The organism is Spirillospora sp. NPDC048911 (assembly GCF_043198015.1).
In the GTDB taxonomy this organism is placed as follows: domain Bacteria; phylum Actinomycetota; class Actinomycetes; order Streptosporangiales; family Streptosporangiaceae; genus Spirillospora.
The window spans coordinates 1-17,029 of the sequence record NZ_JBICUD010000016.1; the positions used below are offsets into that span (position 1 = coordinate 1).

At 69.7% G+C, this 17,029-nt stretch carries 11 protein-coding genes and 1 pseudogene; 9 read left to right on the top strand and 3 right to left on the bottom strand.

The features are described 5' to 3' along the window. Both ACGFNU_RS47310 and ACGFNU_RS47315 read right to left on the bottom strand, forming a co-directional pair. Nucleotides 1-155, bottom strand: a pseudogene (locus ACGFNU_RS47310) (ABC transporter); the annotation flags it as partial. 170 nt (nucleotides 156-325) lie between these two features. Then, complete coding sequence (locus tag ACGFNU_RS47315) at nucleotides 326-1,069, bottom strand: CPBP family intramembrane glutamic endopeptidase (RefSeq protein WP_392603318.1); 744 nt, start codon at nucleotides 1,067-1,069, stop codon at nucleotides 326-328. A 428-nt stretch (nucleotides 1,070-1,497) separates the two neighbouring features. Here ACGFNU_RS47315 and ACGFNU_RS47320 point away from each other — a divergent pair, with 428 nt between their 5' ends. The 9 genes from ACGFNU_RS47320 (at nucleotide 1,498) to ACGFNU_RS47360 (ending at nucleotide 11,489) form a co-directional block, all read left to right on the top strand. Next, nucleotides 1,498-2,853, top strand: coding sequence for an MBL fold metallo-hydrolase RNA specificity domain-containing protein (locus ACGFNU_RS47320; RefSeq protein ID WP_392603319.1), 1,356 nt, complete (start codon nucleotides 1,498-1,500; stop codon nucleotides 2,851-2,853). Nucleotides 2,854-2,906: 53 nt separating this feature from the next. Continuing rightward, nucleotides 2,907-3,281, top strand: a complete 375-nt coding sequence (locus ACGFNU_RS47325) for a hypothetical protein (protein WP_392603320.1) — start codon at nucleotides 2,907-2,909, stop codon at nucleotides 3,279-3,281. Between the two features lie 126 nt (nucleotides 3,282-3,407). Further along, nucleotides 3,408-4,511, top strand: coding sequence for a 3-oxoacyl-ACP synthase III family protein (locus ACGFNU_RS47330; protein WP_392603321.1), 1,104 nt, complete (start codon nucleotides 3,408-3,410; stop codon nucleotides 4,509-4,511). Beyond that, nucleotides 4,495-5,373, top strand: coding sequence for a 3-oxoacyl-[acyl-carrier-protein] synthase III C-terminal domain-containing protein (locus ACGFNU_RS47335; RefSeq protein WP_392603322.1), 879 nt, complete (start codon nucleotides 4,495-4,497; stop codon nucleotides 5,371-5,373). Before ACGFNU_RS47330 ends, ACGFNU_RS47335 begins: the two co-directional genes overlap by 17 nt. Nucleotides 5,374-5,470: 97 nt before the next feature. Continuing rightward, the gene (locus ACGFNU_RS47340) at nucleotides 5,471-6,880 is read left to right on the top strand and encodes a wax ester/triacylglycerol synthase family O-acyltransferase (RefSeq protein ID WP_392603323.1); all 1,410 of its coding nucleotides are present in this window, start codon (nucleotides 5,471-5,473) and stop codon (nucleotides 6,878-6,880) included. Then, nucleotides 6,877-9,279 carry a glycoside hydrolase family 65 protein gene (locus ACGFNU_RS47345; protein WP_392603324.1) on the top strand — a complete coding sequence of 801 codons (2,403 nt, stop codon included), beginning with the start codon at nucleotides 6,877-6,879 and terminating at the stop codon, nucleotides 9,277-9,279. Before ACGFNU_RS47340 ends, ACGFNU_RS47345 begins: the two co-directional genes overlap by 4 nt. A gap of 178 nt (nucleotides 9,280-9,457) precedes the next feature. Then, nucleotides 9,458-9,859, top strand: coding sequence for an Hsp20/alpha crystallin family protein (locus tag ACGFNU_RS47350; RefSeq protein WP_392603325.1), 402 nt, complete (start codon nucleotides 9,458-9,460; stop codon nucleotides 9,857-9,859). Next, nucleotides 9,856-10,536: a CBS domain-containing protein gene (locus ACGFNU_RS47355; RefSeq protein WP_392603326.1), complete on the top strand. Its 681-nt coding sequence runs from the start codon at nucleotides 9,856-9,858 to the stop codon at nucleotides 10,534-10,536. Before ACGFNU_RS47350 ends, ACGFNU_RS47355 begins: the two co-directional genes overlap by 4 nt. A 245-nt stretch (nucleotides 10,537-10,781) precedes the next feature. After that, complete coding sequence (locus ACGFNU_RS47360) at nucleotides 10,782-11,489, top strand: 4'-phosphopantetheinyl transferase family protein (protein ID WP_392603327.1); 708 nt, start codon at nucleotides 10,782-10,784, stop codon at nucleotides 11,487-11,489. Here the strand turns inward: ACGFNU_RS47360 and ACGFNU_RS47365 are convergent. Then, the gene (locus ACGFNU_RS47365; protein ID WP_392603328.1) at nucleotides 11,486-17,029 is read right to left on the bottom strand and encodes a carboxyl transferase domain-containing protein; all 5,544 of its coding nucleotides are present in this window, start codon (nucleotides 17,027-17,029) and stop codon (nucleotides 11,486-11,488) included. The two genes, ACGFNU_RS47360 and ACGFNU_RS47365, sit on opposite strands and share 4 nt — an antisense overlap.

Consider the following 17,029-nt stretch of genomic DNA (forward strand, 5'->3'; position numbering starts at 1 on the left):
CCGTGCACCTCCCCGGTCGAGACGGTCAGGTCCAGACCGTCGAGCGCCCGGGTCCGCCCGAACGTCTTCACCAGCCCGGAGATCGCGATGGCGGCGGAAGGCTTGACGGAGGCCAGGCTTCCCGACTCGGATCGCGAAGAGGATCTTCTCAACATGAACCCAAAGATCCGCCGCCGCCGGGACCGCTGCAAGAGACCTTGGTCCCGAGATCACGCCTTGAACCCGCACCGAGGTTGATCCAGACGATCGGTCAACGGAAGGAGCCTCGTCATCGCGCCGCCCGACTTCATCGTTCTGGCCGACATCGAGGGCAACGGCTTCTGCGTCATTGATTGTGGCCATTGACCGCACGCCGGTCATCCGCTGAGCAGGAGCGGTGAATTGCCCACCGCATGGCGACGATGCACGGAATCAGGTTACGGGTCACCACGTACAGGACCGTCGTCAGCACGGTCCCTACCGCGACAACGGTCAGGGCGCTGGCCCAGCCCGATCCCGGGATGTGGCTGGCGACGAAGACGGTATAGGAGGCGGCGGCGGCGAAGGCGGTGCTGCCGGTCAACTCGGTGACCCGTTCGATGAGAAGCCCGCGGAAGAACAGCTCCTCGACGATCGCCGCATTGATGATCAGATGAGCGAGTTGCCAGGTGTTGAGCGACTCGATGATCTGGTCGGTCCTGGTGGACTCGTCAGTCCCTCCGCCGGTCAGCAGGCTGTGCAGGATGATGCCCACCATCATGACCGGCAACGCCAGCGACGCGGCGATCAGCAGATGCTTTCTACGCGGCTTCCGTATGCCCAGCGACGACAGCGGGCGCCGCTCGATGGTCAGCACGAAAACCAAGAGCAGCGCGGCGGCGACCCACCGCAACACCAGCGTGGCGACGAACCACGCGGCGTCGCTGGTGTCGTCGGCCAGCAGGCCCATGCTCCGCAGCGCTTCGGCGATCGGGTCGGTGAGCGGTTGTCCGATTGTCGGTACGAACCACAGCAGCACGCCCACGGCGACAGCCGCCGCAGGCCAAATCCGGGAGCGGGCCGGCTCATCATCGGCATCCGGTACCGACATGCGGCACCCTCCTGGCTCTGGCAACGTGATCGCCCACCATAGAGAGCACGGGCGCCACCAGGACAGGCCATTGGCATAACCCGGCCAGTCAGGGCCGCCACCCCCTGCGGCTGACGCTGCTTATCGTCCCGCGACCCCGGGCCACGGGGATCCCTCTCACCCGATCCTGACCCCACGGCCGCTCGGAGAAGATCTCTCGTGGCCCGGGTGTTGCGAGAGCGGGCCGAAGGTCCTTTGCGGCTCAGGCCTCTCGTCCCTGTCCTTGGTGATCGTTCAAGGGCGATGGTGGAAGTGCCTAGGGAGGCGGGACATGCAGAAGAGACAGCAGGTGAGCGTCAGCTCGAACGGACCGACGGACCCGGTCGCGGAGTTGCGGCGCGCGGACGCAAGGGTGCGGCCAGGCCAAAGAGTTCTCCTGGCGGTCTGACATGAGCACGCTGACATTCCTTGGCGCCACGGGTGCCGTCACGGGTAGCAAGTTCCTGTTCGGCGACGTGCTCTTGGATTGCGGGCTGTATCAGGGGGCGATGCGGCGCGAGAACTGGCGGCCGCTCGGCGTACCGGTGGACGCGATGAGCGCCGTGGTGCTCAGCCACGCCCACCTGGACCACTGCGGATACCTTCCCGTTCTTGTGCGCGATGGGTTCCGTGGTCCGGTCTACGCGACGGCGCACACGTCCGAGCTGGCCGCGATCGTCCTGCGGGACAGCGCCAAACTCCTGGCTGACGAGGCCAGGCTGGCCAACAGGCAGGGGTGGTCCAAGCATCGTCCGGCGCTTCCCCTCTACACCGAGGACGACGTGGCGCGAGCCCTCGCACGCATCGTGCCCATCGAGGTGGGCGACACAGAAGCGCTGCAAGGCGGCGGAAGCCTGCACCTTCATCACGCCGGGCACATCCTCGGGTCGGCCTGGACGGAGGTCACCGCGCCCGACGGCCGCAGGATCGTGCACAGCGGTGACCTCGGCCGCCCCGGCCATCCGCTCCTGCGGCCACCGGAGCCGTTCGAGGGAGCGGACGCTCTCCTTGTTGAGTCCACCTACGGTGACGGGCGTCACGACGACGAGACCGGGGAGCGTGTATTCGCCGAGGCCATCACCCGGACACTCGATCGTGGTGGGTCGGTGGTGATCCCGGCGTTCGCCGTGGACCGGACCGAGGTCGTGCTGTTCCATCTGAACCGGATGCGCAGGGCAGGACAGCTCCCCCAGGTGCCGATCTACGTCGACAGTCCCATGGCGCTGGCCGCCCGCGAGGTCTATCTCAAGGCCATCAGCGAGGGCGCGCCAGAGTTGCGCGAGGGCCTCGGGCCGGAGGTGCTGATCCCCGAACCCCTGTACGAGCTGCACACCGCGGACGAGTCGTGCCTGGTCAACCGCCCGGGAGTGCCATCGATCATCATCTCGGCCTCGGGCATGGCCACCGGCGGCCGCGTCCTGCATCATCTCGCCGCGTTGCTGCCCGACCCGCGCACCACCGTGCTCATAGTCGGCTTCGCCGCGGTGGGCACCCGGGCCCGCAGCCTCGTCGAGGGCGCCCGGTCGGTGAAGATCCACGGCAGGTACGTACCGGTCCGCGCCGAGGTGGTGAACGTGCCCGGCTTCTCCGTGCACGCCGACGCCGACGAGATCATCGGCTGGCTCCGGCAGGCCACCGAACCACCGGCGACAACCTACGTGGTGCATGGAGAAACCGGCTCGTCCGCTCGACTGCGCGATCGGATCATCGACGAGCTCGGCTGGCACGCCGTCGTCCCACGGCTCGGCGAACGGGTCCTGGTGTGAAGCGACCAGTTCGCCACCCTCATCCGAAACAACTCACTAGATCAGGAGATCCCATGCGACACCATGCGCAAGCCTCGCGCCCGGCCCGCGACGTCATTGAGGCGCCGACGCCGATCACGTTCACTCTGACCGGTGACGTCACCGAGGAGGAGGTCGACCGGGCCCGCGAGGTCTTCAACCGGGTTCTGGCCCACGCCCACGAGCCGGTCCTGTACGTCCGGGTCACGCTGACCAAGCTCGCCGAGCCCGCTCCCCCGCGAGGTGCCCTGGCGTCGCTGCGGGCCGACGTCAACGGCCGGGTGCACAACGCCCACGCCGCCGCCGGCAACCTGCACGAGGCGATCGCGATGACCGCCGACCGGCTCGCCATCCGGCTCGAGCGGACCTCGCGTGACTGGGAGGCCCGGCGCGGCCACCATCATCGCTGAAACGGAGGCATGACCCCGCCGGCGCGGGCCGGTGGTCGCGCCACGCGGGGACCTTTGGCCCTGACCCTCGCCCGTCCGGATCCGCATGCTCGAAGTAGTGGACCTCGGAAATGTAGGGACAGAGCGATGCCGACAACCTGGCTCATGATGGAACAGGGAGCCGCCGGGCTGGCCGCGCCTCACATTGCCAGATTCGAGAGCGTGGGCCGCTGCCTGCCCGGCACCCGGCTGGCGACCAGCGAGCTCATGGCCTCCACCCGCCACCGCACCGGCATCGATCTCGAACGGCTCACGGGTATCCGTGAACGCCGGGTCTCCGGCGGGCACGAGACCTCGCTGTCGCTCGCGATCGGCGCCGCCGCCGACTGCCTTGCGCGATCACGTCGGCGAGCGGAGGATCTGCAGGCGGTCGTGAACTGCAGTATCACCAAGTACGGCGACGGCCTGACACAACGGGTCGAACCGGCCATGAGCCTGGCCGTCGCCCGCGCGATCGGCGCCGAGCATGCCGTCACCTTCGACATCTCCAACGCCTGCGCGGGCATGCTCACCGGGGTCTTCGTGGTGGCCAACCGGATCCGGCGGGGTGAGATCGACTGCGGCATGGTCGTGAGCGGCGAGTACATCTCGCGGCTCGGGGTCAACGCGGCGGCTCACGTGCGCAACATCATGAGCCGTGAGCTCCCGTCGCTGACGCTCGGGGACGCCGGAGCGGCGGTCATTCTGGGCCGCGCTCCGGAGGGCTGCGACGGCATCGAGGCGATGGGGTTCACCACCGTGGCCAGGCACAGCAGGCTCTGCCTCGCCTCTCCCGCCAAGCACGACCCTGGTGCCCGGATGTTCACCAAGGCTCGAAGCCTCCAGCGCGCCGCGATCGCGGACGTTCCCGTGCTTTTGCAGGAGGCGCTGGACTCGGTCGGCCTGAGCGTCGGGGACGTCCAGCACCTCATCCCGCATCAGACGTCGGTGCGCGCCATCCGCAAAGGGATGCGGGTGATCCGTGAGTCGCTGGGCGGTGAGCCCTCGAAGCAGACGGTGGTCACGGTCGACCGGTACGGCAACACCGCCTCGACCACACATTTCGTCGCGCTCGCCGAAGAACTGCGGGCGGGTCGTATCGAAGCGGGCGACAGGGTGGCTCTGGTGGCTTTGGCCTCAGGGCTGGAAATCGGGTTCGCCCTGTTCACCGCGGACGAGGAACTGGTGAAGAGTCATGGCGACGACGATTGAAGCCGCCGCGTTCGTCCCGGGACGCCGGCACACTTGGCGAGGACAGCGGGAGCTGGCCGACACGGCCATCAAAAGGTCGGTCTCGCAGGCCGGCCTGGTCCCCGGCGACGTCGACCTGCTGATCAACACGGGTCTCTACCACGAGCGCAACCTGGGCGAACCGGCCATGGCCGCCCTGATCCAGCAGGATGTCGGCGCGAATCCGGAGGACCCGCACGCGGGCGGCCACGGGACCTTCTCGTTCGATGTGGCCAACGGCACCTGCGGGCCCCTCACGGCTTTGCAGATCGCCGACGGCTTCCTCCGCGCCGGGACGATCAAGCACGCGGTCATCGTGGCCGGCGACGCCAGGCCGGACCGCCGGCCGCGCAGCCGCTTCCCGTTCAGGGCGGGCGGTGCCGCCGCCGTGTGCCGATGGGCCGCCGACGGTACGGGGGTGGCCGGGTTCCACTGGGAGAACGCTCCCGAGGGCGATGATCTGTTCCGCGCCGACGTGGTGTTCGAACGAGGTCGCAACGCGCTGCGGATCGAGCACGATCCGCGCTTCGGCGACCAGGCGGCGGCGTTGGCAGCCAAGGCGGCGAGCGCGCTGCTCGCCGAACTGGACACCGGGATCGGGACGATCGATCTCGTGGTGCCGAGCCCGCTCGCTCCACCCTTTCTGTACGCCCTCCCGGCGTACCTGGGGATCGCCCCGGAGCGTCTCGTCAATCCTCCAGGCGGGAGCGGACACCATACGGCGAGCCTGCTGATCGCCCTGGCGGCGGCCGAAGCGACCGGACGCCTGCGCGACGCCCACCGCGTCCTGCTGGTGTGCGCCTCCGCCGGGATCACCGCGGGAGCCGCACTGCTGGTCAGGTGACCAAGGGTCCCGAAGGACAGGGCCTCCGTCCCTACGCGGCGGAGCCGCGCAGGGCGACCCTGAAGGCAGGACGACAGCGGCCGGAAGGTGGCCAGCCATGGAACGCATGAACGCACTGGACGCAGGCATGTTCTTCGCCGAGACCGAACGCGCGCCTCTGAACATCGCGTCGATCACCGTGCTGGAGGGACCACCGCCGGCCTACGACGACCTGGTGGACACCATCCGGGCCCGGATGCCGCGGTTGCCCCGCTACCGGCAACGGGTCCGGACGGTACCGTTCAATCTCGGCCTTCCGGTCTGGATCGACGATCCGGATTTCCGGCTTTCCCACCACGTCCGGCACACCGCCCTGCCCCGGCCCGGCGGGCGCCGGGAACTGGGCAGCCTGGTCGGGCGGATCATGTCCCAGCGGCTGGACCTCTCCCGGCCGCTGTGGGAGATGTGGATGGTCGAGGGGCTCGCCCACGGCCGCTGGGCCGTGATCAGCAAGGTCCATCACTGCGTGGTGGACGGCGTCGGTGCCAGCGACCTCATCGGTGAGATCTTCGATCTGGAGGCCCGCCCTCCGGAACCGCGGCGTATCCCCGAGGTGAAGAGCGAACCTCCTCCGTCCGCCCTCGCCCTGACGCTGGACGGGCTGGGCCAGGCCGCCGTACGACCGGTGAGAGCGATTGCACGGCTTGCCCTGCGACCGTCTCCTTCCAGAGCCTTCGGCACGCTACGTGAGGTCCGCGACTTCACCGAAGGGCTTCCTCACACCGTCGAGCAGATCACCCACCACGGCGTGGCCTCACTGTCCGGGCCCGCCGGGCGCCATCGCCGCTGGTCCTGGCTGGAGGTCGACCTCGACGAGGTCAAGGCGATCCGCGTCGCCTTGGGCGGCACCGTCAATGACGTGGTGCTGGCGGCCGTGACGCATGGATTCCGTGCGCTGCTCTCGGCGCGCGGCGAGTTGACCGATCAGACGCTGGTGCGTTCTCTGGTGCCGGTGTCCGTCCGCGGCTCTGACGAGCAGGGCGACCTGGGCAACCACGTGTCGGCATTGATCGTCACGCTGCCCTGCGGGGAACCGGATCCGGCCCGGCGTCTGGAGGTCCTGCGGACCGAGATGGACACGCACAAGCACACTCACCAGGCGGTGAGCGCCGACGCGGTGGTCCGGCTCGCCGGGTCGGCGCCCACGATGTTGTCGCCGGCGACCCGCGTCATCATGAGCGCGCTGACACCGATGTTCCAGACCGTCACGACGAACGTCCCGGGTCCGCAGTTCCCCCTGTACGCGCTGGGGCGCAAGGTGGTCGCCCTCTATCCCTACGTGCCCCTCGCGGCGGGGGCCGGCATCTCGGTCGGGGTCTTCTCCTACCTGGGACGCCTGTACTTCGGCATCACCGGCGACTTCGACACCGTCCCCGATATCGAGACGCTGACCGCCGGTATCGAGGCGGGTTTCTCCGAGCTCACCGACCTCGCCGCGCCGGCCGAGACCGAGGGAGCGGCCCGATGACACGCTGGCGTCTCACTTATGACGGGTACGCCCCGGAGGCCGAGAGGCTGCGGGAAGCGCTGTGCACCCTGGGCAACGGCCACTTCGCCACGCGCGGCGCCGCGCCGGAGTCGGCCGCCGGCGACGTGCATCACCCGGGCACCTACCTTGCCGGATGCTATGACCGGCAGCTGTCGGAGGTCGCCGGGCGCGTCGTCGACAACAATGACCTGGTCAACGCGCCAGATTGGTTGCCGTTGACATTCCGGATAGAGGAGGGCGGCTGGTTCTCGCTCGACTCCGCTCTGGCGGAGAGGCGCCTGCATGTCTACCGGCAGGAACTCGACATGCGACGCGGTGTCCTCACTCGCCTTTTCCAGTACTCCGATGCGGACGGGCGCACGACGCGGGTGAGCCAGCGGCGCATCGTCTCCATGGAGGATCCTCACCTCGCCGCACTCGAGACCACGTTCGTCGCGGAGAACTGGCACGGACGGTTGGAAGTGCGATCCGCCCTGGACGGCCGAGTCTCCAACACCGGCGTGGCCCGCTACCGCGACCTCAACGAGCGTCACCTGACACCGGAGGCCGCTGAGGAGAGCGTCCCCGAGACCATCTGGCTACGCTGCCGTACCGCATCCTCCGGGGTCAGCATCGCGGTCGCCGCCCGTACCCGGTGCACCCTCCCCGCGAAGCGGACCGTGCTCGTCGAGACCGGCTGGATCGCCCACGACCTCGGCATCGACGTCGCTGAAGGAGCGCAGGTCACCGTGGAGAAGATCGTGTCGATCTTCACTTCGCGCGACCGGGCCATGGAGGAGTGCTCCCATGCCGCCCGGGTCCGGGTCGAGCGTGCGGACGACTTCGACCGGCTGCTGCAACGGCAGACTCTGGCCTGGGACCGGCTGTGGCACCGTTGCCAGATCGGCGTCGACCACGACGATGTGCAGACGGTGCTCAACCTGCACATGTTCCACCTGCTGCAGACGGCTTCAGAGCACACCGTGGAACTCGACGCCGGCGTACCGGCACGCGGCCTTCACGGCGAGGCCTACCGCGGGCATGTTTTCTGGGACGAGTTGTTCATCCTTCCGTTCCTGGCCATGCGCTTCCCCGAGATCGCCCGAGCGCTCCTCCTCTACCGCTGGCGGCGGCTCCCAGAGGCACGCTGGGCGGCTCGCCAGAACGGCTGCCGTGGCGCCCTGTTCCCCTGGCAGAGCGCCGGTGACGGCCGCGAAGAGACCCAGCGGATGCATCTCAACCCGCGATCGGGACATTGGCTGCCCGACAACTCCCACCTGCAGCGCCATGTCGGCCTCGCCATCGCCTACAACGTCTGGCGCTTCTACGAGGCGACCGGGGACCTGGAGTTCCTGGCCGAGTACGGCGCCGAGACGCTCCTGGAGATCGCGCTCTACTTCGCCGACATCACCACCTACAACCGGACACTGGACGCCTACGAGATCCGCGGTGTGATGGGGCCGGACGAGTACCACGACGGCTATCCCGACCGTTCCGAGCCCGGCCTGGACAACAACGCCTACACCAACGTCATGGCCGTATGGGTGATGCGGCGCGCACTCGAGGTGCTGGACGTGCTGCCCTCCTATCGCACCGCCGAACTGCGCGAGCAGCTCGAAATCGGCCGCGAGGAGATCACCCGTTTCGAGGACGTCAGCCGCAAGATACGGGTGCCGTACCACGACGGGGTGATCAGCCAGTTCGACGGCTACGGGGAGCTCGCCGAGCTCGACTGGGAGGGATACCGGCGCACCTATGGCGACATCCGGCGGCTCGACCGCATCCTCGAGGCCGAGGGAGACACCCCGAACCGTTACAAGGCGTCCAAGCAGGCCGACGTGCTCATGCTGTTCTACCTGCTGACGCATGACGAGCTGAAGAGCATCTTCCAACGCCTCGGCCACCCGTACGAATCCGAGTTGATGCGGCGCACCATCGACTACTACATGGCCCGCACGAGCCACGGCTCGACGCTGAGCGCGCTGGTGCACGCCTGGCTCCTCGCCCGCACCGACGGCGAGGACTCCTGGCGGTTGTTCCTCGACACCCTCCACAGCGATCTGATGGACACCCAGCACGGCACCACCGCCGAGGGCGTCCACCTGGGCGCCATGGCCGGCACCGTCGACCTCGTCCAACGCTGCTACGCCGGGATCTCCACCCGCGGCGACACGCTCCTCATCAACCCGCGCCTTCCAGTCGGAATCGGCGAGCTCGAACTCGGCCTGCGCTATCGCGGGCACTGGGGCATCGACGTCACCTGCCAGCGCGACCTTCTCCGGGTGACCCTCCAAGCGGGAGCCGCCAAGCCCATCGAGCTCAAGCACGACGGCCTCACGGTCACGATCCCGCCGGGCGGCACCTGGGAAACCCCTCTCGTGGACGGCCATACTCCGTGAACTACACGTCTCTGGCCCTCCGCCTCGGGCGGAGGTCAGCACATCGGAGATCTGGCGCATTGCCGCGAGCCATGGTTTCGGGACCGAAGGTCCCCTTGACGAGGACGTCGGGCCCTATCGACGGGACCGTTAAAGGCGTGCACTAGAGGTGTAAGGGTTCCACTCTTGAGGAGACATGATGAGCACGCTGGAATTCCTGGAGCCCCGTAGCCTGCTGCCTGAGACGGCCGGTTGTCTCGAAGCGCCGTTCGCCGTGCTCCGGACTCCCGCCGGACTGCCGGTTCGCCTGGAGCACCGCACCGAAGGCGGGGACTACGTGATGCGCGCCGAGCTCTGCGGCCTCGTCCCGGAGGACCTGGAGATCACCGTCACCGACAACGTGCTGGGGATCCACGCCGAAGACCACGTGCCCGAGCATGAAGGATTTGGACCTGAGGCCGGTTTCGGCTCGTTCACCTGGTCGCTGGTCCTTCCCACCGGCATCGACGTCGACGCCGTCCGGGCCAAGTACGACCAGGGCGTGCTGACCGTGAAGGTCGCCGTCGCCGACACGGTCGCGCCGTACGGAGGCATCCGATGACTACCACCGTTGAGGCGGTCATGACCGCCGACGTCGTCGTGGTACCGGAGACCGCGTCGTTCAAACAGATCGTTCACGTGCTGCGCGTCTACGGCGTGAACGCCGCGCCGGTGCTGGGAGCGGACGGAACGGTGACCGGGGTGGTGTCGGCGACCGACCTGCTGCTCAAGGAGGCCGACCCCGACGCCGCCGAGGACTCGCCTCTGTTCGCAGGACCGCGTCGCCGCAAGGAGATCCGCAAATCGGCCGGCACGGTCGCGGCCGACCTCATGACCTCTCCCGCGATCACCATCGCCCCCACGGCGCCGGTCGAGCAGGCGGCGCGGGTCATGCGGCGCGAGCACGTCAGCAGGCTGCCCGTCATCGATCAGAAGAGCGGCCGGCTGGTGGGAATCGTGAGCCGCGCCGACCTGCTGCGTGTCTACAGCCGTCCCGACCGCGACATCCACGACGACGTTGTCAGGAACGTCATCGTCGGGCGGTTCGGGTGGGAGGCCGAGCGCTACGCCGTCACCGTCAAGCAAGGACAGGTCACGGTCGAAGGCGACCTCGAGCGGCGTTCGCAGATCCCGGCGTTGCTCCACGCGATCCGCCGTGTCGAGGGCGTGGTCGCGGCCGAGGCTCGCTTGAACTGGACAGTCGACGACACCTACATCCAGCACTACCCCATGTATTGAGGCCGGCATGCGAGAACCCTCTACATTGACCGCTGACACATACGATCCGGCAGCGTGGCTGTCCGACCCCATCAAGTGCGGTTGGCGACCCCCGGGCCGCTTTCGCTCTTCGCCGCAGGCCACGCTGACGTACACGGTGGTGACTCTGGAGCAGTTGCGGCGCAGCCACCTTGCGGCGCTGGCGGCGTACAGGTCCGAGCAGCGCGAGCATCAGGCGGGCCGTCGCCGCTGAGCCGGAGGCCACGATGCAGCTGAGCTGGCTCGCGCGGGGACGGGTTCACCTGCCCTCGGGCGAAGGTTGGTTGTCGGAAGGAGAGCTCCGGCGCGCGCGCGGGATGCGCTTCACCAAACGGCGCGATGAATTCCTCATCGCGCGGTGGACGGCCAAGCAGGCCATCGGGCGGATCTGCTCGTCCGGCACCGAGCCCGCACGCATCGAGATCCGCCATCATCGGAGTGGTGCTCCTGAGGCGTACGGAAACGGGTGCCCGCTCGACGTCAGCATCTCGCTCACCGACCGGGCCGATTGGGCGGTCTGCCTACTTGGCCCGCCTCACGTGCGCATCGGCTGCGACCTCGAACTCGTTGAGGCGCGCAGCACTGCGTTCGTCCAGGATTACTTCACCGGTGCCGAACGGCGTCGCATCGCGGGTGACGACTTGGCCGCCAACCTCTTCTGGTCGGCGAAGGAGAGCGCGCTGAAGGTGCTGCGGACGGGACTGCGCCGGGACACTCGATCGGTGGAGGTCACCGTCGATGATCCGCCGTCCGGCGGCGGCTGGGCGCCGCTCACGGTGCGGGCCGTCGAGGGAAGGGTCTTCCCCGGGTGGTGGATCCGATTCGGCGACTTCCTGCTCACAGTCGCCGCTGACCAGGAGACACCACATCCCTGTTCCCTCGATGAGCCGCCGGCCCTCGCCTCCGCAGTCCCGACCCACGGCTGGCTTTCCTAGCGGTGCCCCATCCGTGCGGCCGCCCAGGCCGCGATTCCGCGTTCGACGGCGTCGATGATGTAGGGGCGCAGGTTGCGGGCCTTGATGATGCGGTCCACGGAGCCGACGTCCAGGGCTCTGCGGATGCTGTGCGTGCGGTCGAACTCGGTGGCCACCTCGCGGAGCTTCTCGGCTCGTACCGCCTCGTAGGTCTCGTGCAGCTCGGCGCGGGAGACACCGGCGGCGTGCTCACGCAGCACGGCGACGCGCGGGTCGTGTTCGGTCCGGGACCGGACGTCGCGGGCGAACACCACGGCCGCCGCGGGGGCGCCGCCGATGACCGAGGCGTACGAGCCCTCGACCGCGGCGATCTCCAGTCCCGGGTTGAGACTCTTGGAGAAGACCACGAAGGCTCCGCCGTGGTAGCGGGAGACGACCACGAAGACGATCGGGCCGGCGAAGTTGGTGACCGCACGGCCGATCTCGGCGCCGTACTCCAACTGCCACCGCCGCATCGACTCTGGCGAGCCGTCGAAGCCCGAGAGGTTGGCCAGGACGACGACGGGCCGGTTGCCGCTGGCCGCGTTGATCGCGCGGGCCGCCTTGCGGGAGGACTGCGGGAACAGCGTCCCGGACGTCCAGGCGGTCGGCCCATCGGCCGGTACGAAGCCGTGCCGGGTCACGGAGCGCGACTCCAGCCCGAGCATGCAGACCGGGGCGCCGCCGACGTGGACGTCCCAGACTACGACCGTTTCGGCACCGGACCAGCGTCCCCAGCGTTCCAGGGGCTCGGCGTCGGTGTCGGCGACGGCGCGCATCACCGAGCGGATGTCGAAGGGCTTCTTGCGTTCGGGATTGTGCTCGGCGGAGAAGATGTCGCCCACGGTGGCGAACTCCGGGCCGGAGTGCGGCGTGGTTCGGACGTCTCTGTCGGTGGGGTCGGCGGTAGGGCGCCGCCGGGGGATCTGCTCGCTGGGCACGATGTAGGTGTGCTCGTAGTGCCGGAGCAGGATCCGGCAGGCGTCGGCCAGGTTGCGGGCGCCGTACTGGGCCTGGCCGTTGGGGCCCATGATGCGCTCCAGGCCGCCGATGCCGGTGTTGTCGTCGGCGGAGACGCCGCCGGAGAAGTCCAGCGCCTGCTTGCCGGTCAGCACCATGGCACTGCCCGGGATCATGATGAGGACGCCGCGGGTGTGCATCAGCATTGTGGCTTCGGCGTTCCAGTACGGCTGGGCGCCGACGTTGACGCCGGTGACGACGATGTTGATCTCTCCCCCGGCCTGCGTGAACTCGATCAGCCGGCGCAGCACCGCGCCGATCCAGTCCATGTTCTCGGTGCCGCTGTCCATGGCGATCCGCGCGCCGGAGGAGAGGGCGAACCACTCCACCGGGACGCGCAGGCGTTCGGCCAGGTCCAGCGCGGCCAGGATGCGGGTGCATTCGGGTTCGGCGAGCGAGCCGAGGCTGCGGGTCGGATCGCCGAGGATCGCGACCCGGGTCATCCCCTCGGGGGTCTCCGGTGTGCGGTTGGTGATCAGGCCGACGACCAGGTTGGCGGTGTTGTGCCCCTCCGGCCGGTCGACCGGGACTAGGACGCCGTCCCCGTTCAGGTCGTGCTCGGCGAAGTCGCCCGGCGGAAAGTCCGCGGGCGTGCCCTCCGGAGGCGCGAGCATGCGGATGATCTCGAACGGGTAAGGCGCGCCGAACCGCCGGGCCCGCAGCACCTTGCGCCGGTATTCGGTGAGCGGTCTGATCGGCGCCTCCTCGACGCGCAGCTCTCGCACGGTGAGATGGTCGTCGTCCAGGCCCTCGATGTGCAGGACGGCCTCACGCAGCCCGTCACCATCAGGGATACGGACGCGGAGCAGGACCTTCTCCAGCCCGACGCCCGTGGCAAGGGGCACGAAGGGCCGGGCCAGATCCCGCCAGCGTTCCTTCGGCACGTCCCACGGCGGCCGTACATAGAGCACGATGCGATTGGACTGCGGACGTTCACGTGCTGGCAGTCCCGCCATGGCCGCGCGCATGGCGGCGAGCGCCTGCAGCCCGATCCGTTCGAGCCGCGGCAGTGAGACCACACGGCCGCCGTCGAGGACGGGGGTGAGGTCGCGGACTTCGGCGAGGGCGAACAGCCGGACGTCGGCCGGGTTGTCGTGGGCGACGCCGCGGAAGAGGTAGACGTCCTCGGCTGACCGGAGGCGTTCCAGCGCGAAGTTTGAGAGCCGCCACAACTCGGCGCGTTCGGCGATCATCGGATGCAGGTTGCGGTAGAGCCGGTCCTCCGCGAATCCACCCGCGGTGTCCGGGCGATACGAGAAGTGCTGGGTCCGGCTGTGCTCGGCGGCCCGGCCGCGCTCGCTCGTCACCGTGATGTCCAGGCGATCCAGCGGGCGCCCGAAGTCGCACCGGGCGAGAAGTGCGGCAAGCTCGACCGCCATCGCGTCCGCGCCGGGTCGTTCGCCCGGCCGCCAGGTCACGAGGTCCACGATGATCTGCCGGTCGCCGCCGGCATCGCGCAGGTGCGCGGCGATGCCGGCGGCGGCGGCCGGAAGATCGGACAGCGGGAGGTACGCGACGACCAGATGGAACGGGGAACCTTCATGGATGAAGTCGGCCGATCCCAGCAAGGTTCCGCTGTGGTCGCCGAAGCGGATCTCGTCCAGTTCGCGGGTCCGGTAGAAGCGGCGGATGTAGACCTCGACGAGCGTCTCGCGGAACCGCGGTCCTGCCTCGGCCCAGCGGCGGAGCAGCGGACCGCGCATCGGCTGCGGGCAGCGAACCAGCCGTTCGACGAGTACGTCACGGTCGGATCGATCGGGCTCGGCCGCGAGCTCGTCGAGATGGCCCTCCATCTCGACGTACACGGCCGCCAGCGCCCTCTCGTGCAGCGGTTCGTCGAAGTGACGGAAGCGCACGTCCCTGGCCAGGTCCGCCACAATCGGATATCGCGTCTGCGCGGCGGCGGCCAGCCGGTCCAACAGCTCCCGTGCGGCGGGCTCGCGCGCGCCGGGATCGGTTGCGTCCAGCCGGCGTTCGAGCAGCGCCAGGACCGCGGGAACGAGTTCGTCCGCGCGGTGGAAGGACCGGAACATCCAGACGACGGCCTCCTCCAGCCGCCGCGTCCGGTCCAGCGAGGTCACGCCGTACCTGCCCAGGACCTTCGCGAGCCGCCCCCGGAAATCGGGTGGCAGGCCCGCGCGGTCGGGGTCGAGCCACTGCAGATACGACAGCACGTACTCCTGGGCGCTCGCGCTCTCCAACCCGTCGGTCACGGGCTCCGGCTGCGGCCGGTAGAGACCGCTGACGTCGGCGAAGAGGTCGAGGAAGGCGTCCTCGGCGGCGCGCAGGTCGGGATCTTCCGGCACCGCCCGGCCGCTGACGGCCCGCTGGTCCGCCATGACGCGGCGTACGGCCTCCGAAGGCAGGTCGAACCCCAGCAGGTAGCCGCGCAGCGTGTCGTACACCGAACGATGGTCGCGGCCGTCGGCTGCCCCGGCCGGGCCTGCCAGCGTGGAGAAGTCCAGAAGAGGAATCTCGTCATCGGCGTCCGGGGACGCGGTGCCGGTTCCGGTCCGGGTCAACCGGACGAGCGGCTGACCCGCCATCACCTGGGTGTTCTCGGTGACCTCCACGCCCGACACCTGGCCCGCGTGGGGCGCGGTGAGCACCGACTCCATCTTCATGCTCTCCAGCACGACGAGCGGCGCGCCCCGCTCGACCTGGTCCCCCGGCCGTACTCGGACGCCGACCACGAAGGCCGGGAACGAGGCGCGCACGAGCCCGCCGTCGTCCCGCTCGACGCGGTGCGCGCCGTCCCTGACGTCGATCAGGAACGATCCGCTCTGCGGAACGGCGAGGACGCGGTGCCGTTCTCCGCCCGCCGCCAGCCGCCGCTCGAATGGCCCGAACCGTTCCACTCGGGCCTCGACCTCGCCGGTCCCGGTGGCGAGCCGGTACACGCCCGGCCGTGTCCGGAAGACCGTGAGGGCGTACGACCGGCCGCGGTAACGGAGGCGGACCCGGTGGCCCGCGTCGTCGGGCGCCTCCGGCCGCCCGCGTGCCGCCATCGCGCGGAACGAGGCGACCTCGGCGGCGTGCGCCTCGTCGTAGGCCTCCACGGCGGCCTGAACGACGGCGAGCGGGGCCGGTTCGGGCACATGGCGACTCTCGGCGACGGCGCGATCGAGCCAGCGGTTGTCGAACGTACCGTCGCGCACCTCCGGTGTGCCGAGCAGCCACAGCAGGAACGACCTGTTGGTGGTGCCGCCCTCGATGACGACCGCGGACGAGGCGAGCGCGCGCCGCAGCCGTGCCAGCGCCTCATCGCGGTCCCGGCCCCAGGCGACCACCTTGGCGATCATGGAGTCGAACGCGGCGGCCACCGTGTCCCCCTCTATGATCCCGGTGTCCACCCGGATGCCGGGACCGGCGGGCGGGCGCCACAGCAGGACCCGGCCCGGGGCCGGGGCGAACCCGCGCTCGGGGTCCTCGGCGCACAGCCGCGCCTCAACGGCATGGCCGCGCGGGCGCGGCGGAGCGCCGGTCAGGCGGCCGCCCCGGGCGACGTGCAGCTGGAGTTTGACGAGGTCGATCCCGGCCGTCGCCTCGGTGACCGGGTGCTCGACCTGGAGGCGGGTGTTGACCTCCATGAACAGGAACCGGCCCGTCTCCGGATCGACCAGGAACTCCACGGTGCCGGCGCTGCGGTACCCCGCTGCCGAAGCGATCCGGACGGCCGCCGCCTCGATGGCATCACGGTCCGCCGGGCGCAGGACGGTGGAGGCCGACTCCTCGATGACCTTCTGGTTGCGCCGCTGGACGCTGCAGTCGCGCAGCCCTGCCGCCCAGGTCGTGCCATGCCCGTCGGCGATGATCTGCACTTCGACGTGCCGGGCCCGCGGGAGCAGCTTCTCCACGAACACCGCCGGGTCACCGAACGCCAGCGCGGCCTCCTCCCGTGCCGCGGCGAGCGCCGTGGCGACCCCGGACCGTTCAGTGACGATCCTGATGCCGCGGCCGCCGCCGCCCGCCGCGGCCTTCAGCAGCACCGGGTAGCCGAGCCGGTCGGCGTGGGCCGCCGCCTCGGCGGCGTCGGCCACCGGCCCGCCACTCCAGGGCAGCACCGGCACGTCCGCCTTCTCGGCCAGGCGCTTGGCCGCGATCTTGTCGCCGAGCAGCCGGATCGTGTCGCTGCCCGGTCCCACGAAGACGACGCCCGCTTCCTCGCAGCGCCGCGCGAACGAGGCGTGCTCGGCGACGAAGCCCCAGCCGACCCACGCGGCGTCGGCCCGCGCTCTCTTCATCGCCTCGACGACCCGTTCCTCGTCGAGGTAGGCCGACTTGCGGTGCCCGTCGGCCGGGTCGGTGAACGTGGCGGGGCCCAGGCACACCGCCTCGTCGGCCATCCGGACGAACCAGGCGTCGGCGTCCAGGTCGGTGTACAGCACGATCGCGGTGACCGGGTCCCCCGCGCCGTCGCGGTTGAGCTCCGCGACGGCGTCGAGGGCCCGCTTGGCGGGCTCGCCCCGGTTGACGATCGCCAGGCGCCGGATCTGGGCCAT

What these genes read in the sequence shown, in the direction of transcription:
- ACGFNU_RS47315 (WP_392603318.1), bottom strand. Translation starts at nt 1,069, where the DNA reads ATGTCGGTACCGGATGCCGATGATGAGCCGGCCCGCTCCCGGATTTGG.
- ACGFNU_RS47320 (WP_392603319.1), top strand. Translation starts at nt 1,498, where the DNA reads ATGAGCACGCTGACATTCCTTGGCGCCACGGGTGCCGTCACGGGTAGC.
- ACGFNU_RS47325 (WP_392603320.1), top strand. Translation starts at nt 2,907, where the DNA reads ATGCGACACCATGCGCAAGCCTCGCGCCCGGCCCGCGACGTCATTGAG.
- ACGFNU_RS47330 (WP_392603321.1), top strand. Translation starts at nt 3,408, where the DNA reads ATGCCGACAACCTGGCTCATGATGGAACAGGGAGCCGCCGGGCTGGCC.
- ACGFNU_RS47335 (WP_392603322.1), top strand. Translation starts at nt 4,495, where the DNA reads ATGGCGACGACGATTGAAGCCGCCGCGTTCGTCCCGGGACGCCGGCAC.
- ACGFNU_RS47340 (WP_392603323.1), top strand. Translation starts at nt 5,471, where the DNA reads ATGGAACGCATGAACGCACTGGACGCAGGCATGTTCTTCGCCGAGACC.
- ACGFNU_RS47345 (WP_392603324.1), top strand. Translation starts at nt 6,877, where the DNA reads ATGACACGCTGGCGTCTCACTTATGACGGGTACGCCCCGGAGGCCGAG.
- ACGFNU_RS47350 (WP_392603325.1), top strand. Translation starts at nt 9,458, where the DNA reads ATGAGCACGCTGGAATTCCTGGAGCCCCGTAGCCTGCTGCCTGAGACG.
- ACGFNU_RS47355 (WP_392603326.1), top strand. Translation starts at nt 9,856, where the DNA reads ATGACTACCACCGTTGAGGCGGTCATGACCGCCGACGTCGTCGTGGTA.
- ACGFNU_RS47360 (WP_392603327.1), top strand. Translation starts at nt 10,782, where the DNA reads ATGCAGCTGAGCTGGCTCGCGCGGGGACGGGTTCACCTGCCCTCGGGC.
- ACGFNU_RS47365 (WP_392603328.1), bottom strand. Translation starts at nt 17,029, where the DNA reads ATGGCCCAGATCCGGCGCCTGGCGATCGTCAACCGGGGCGAGCCCGCC.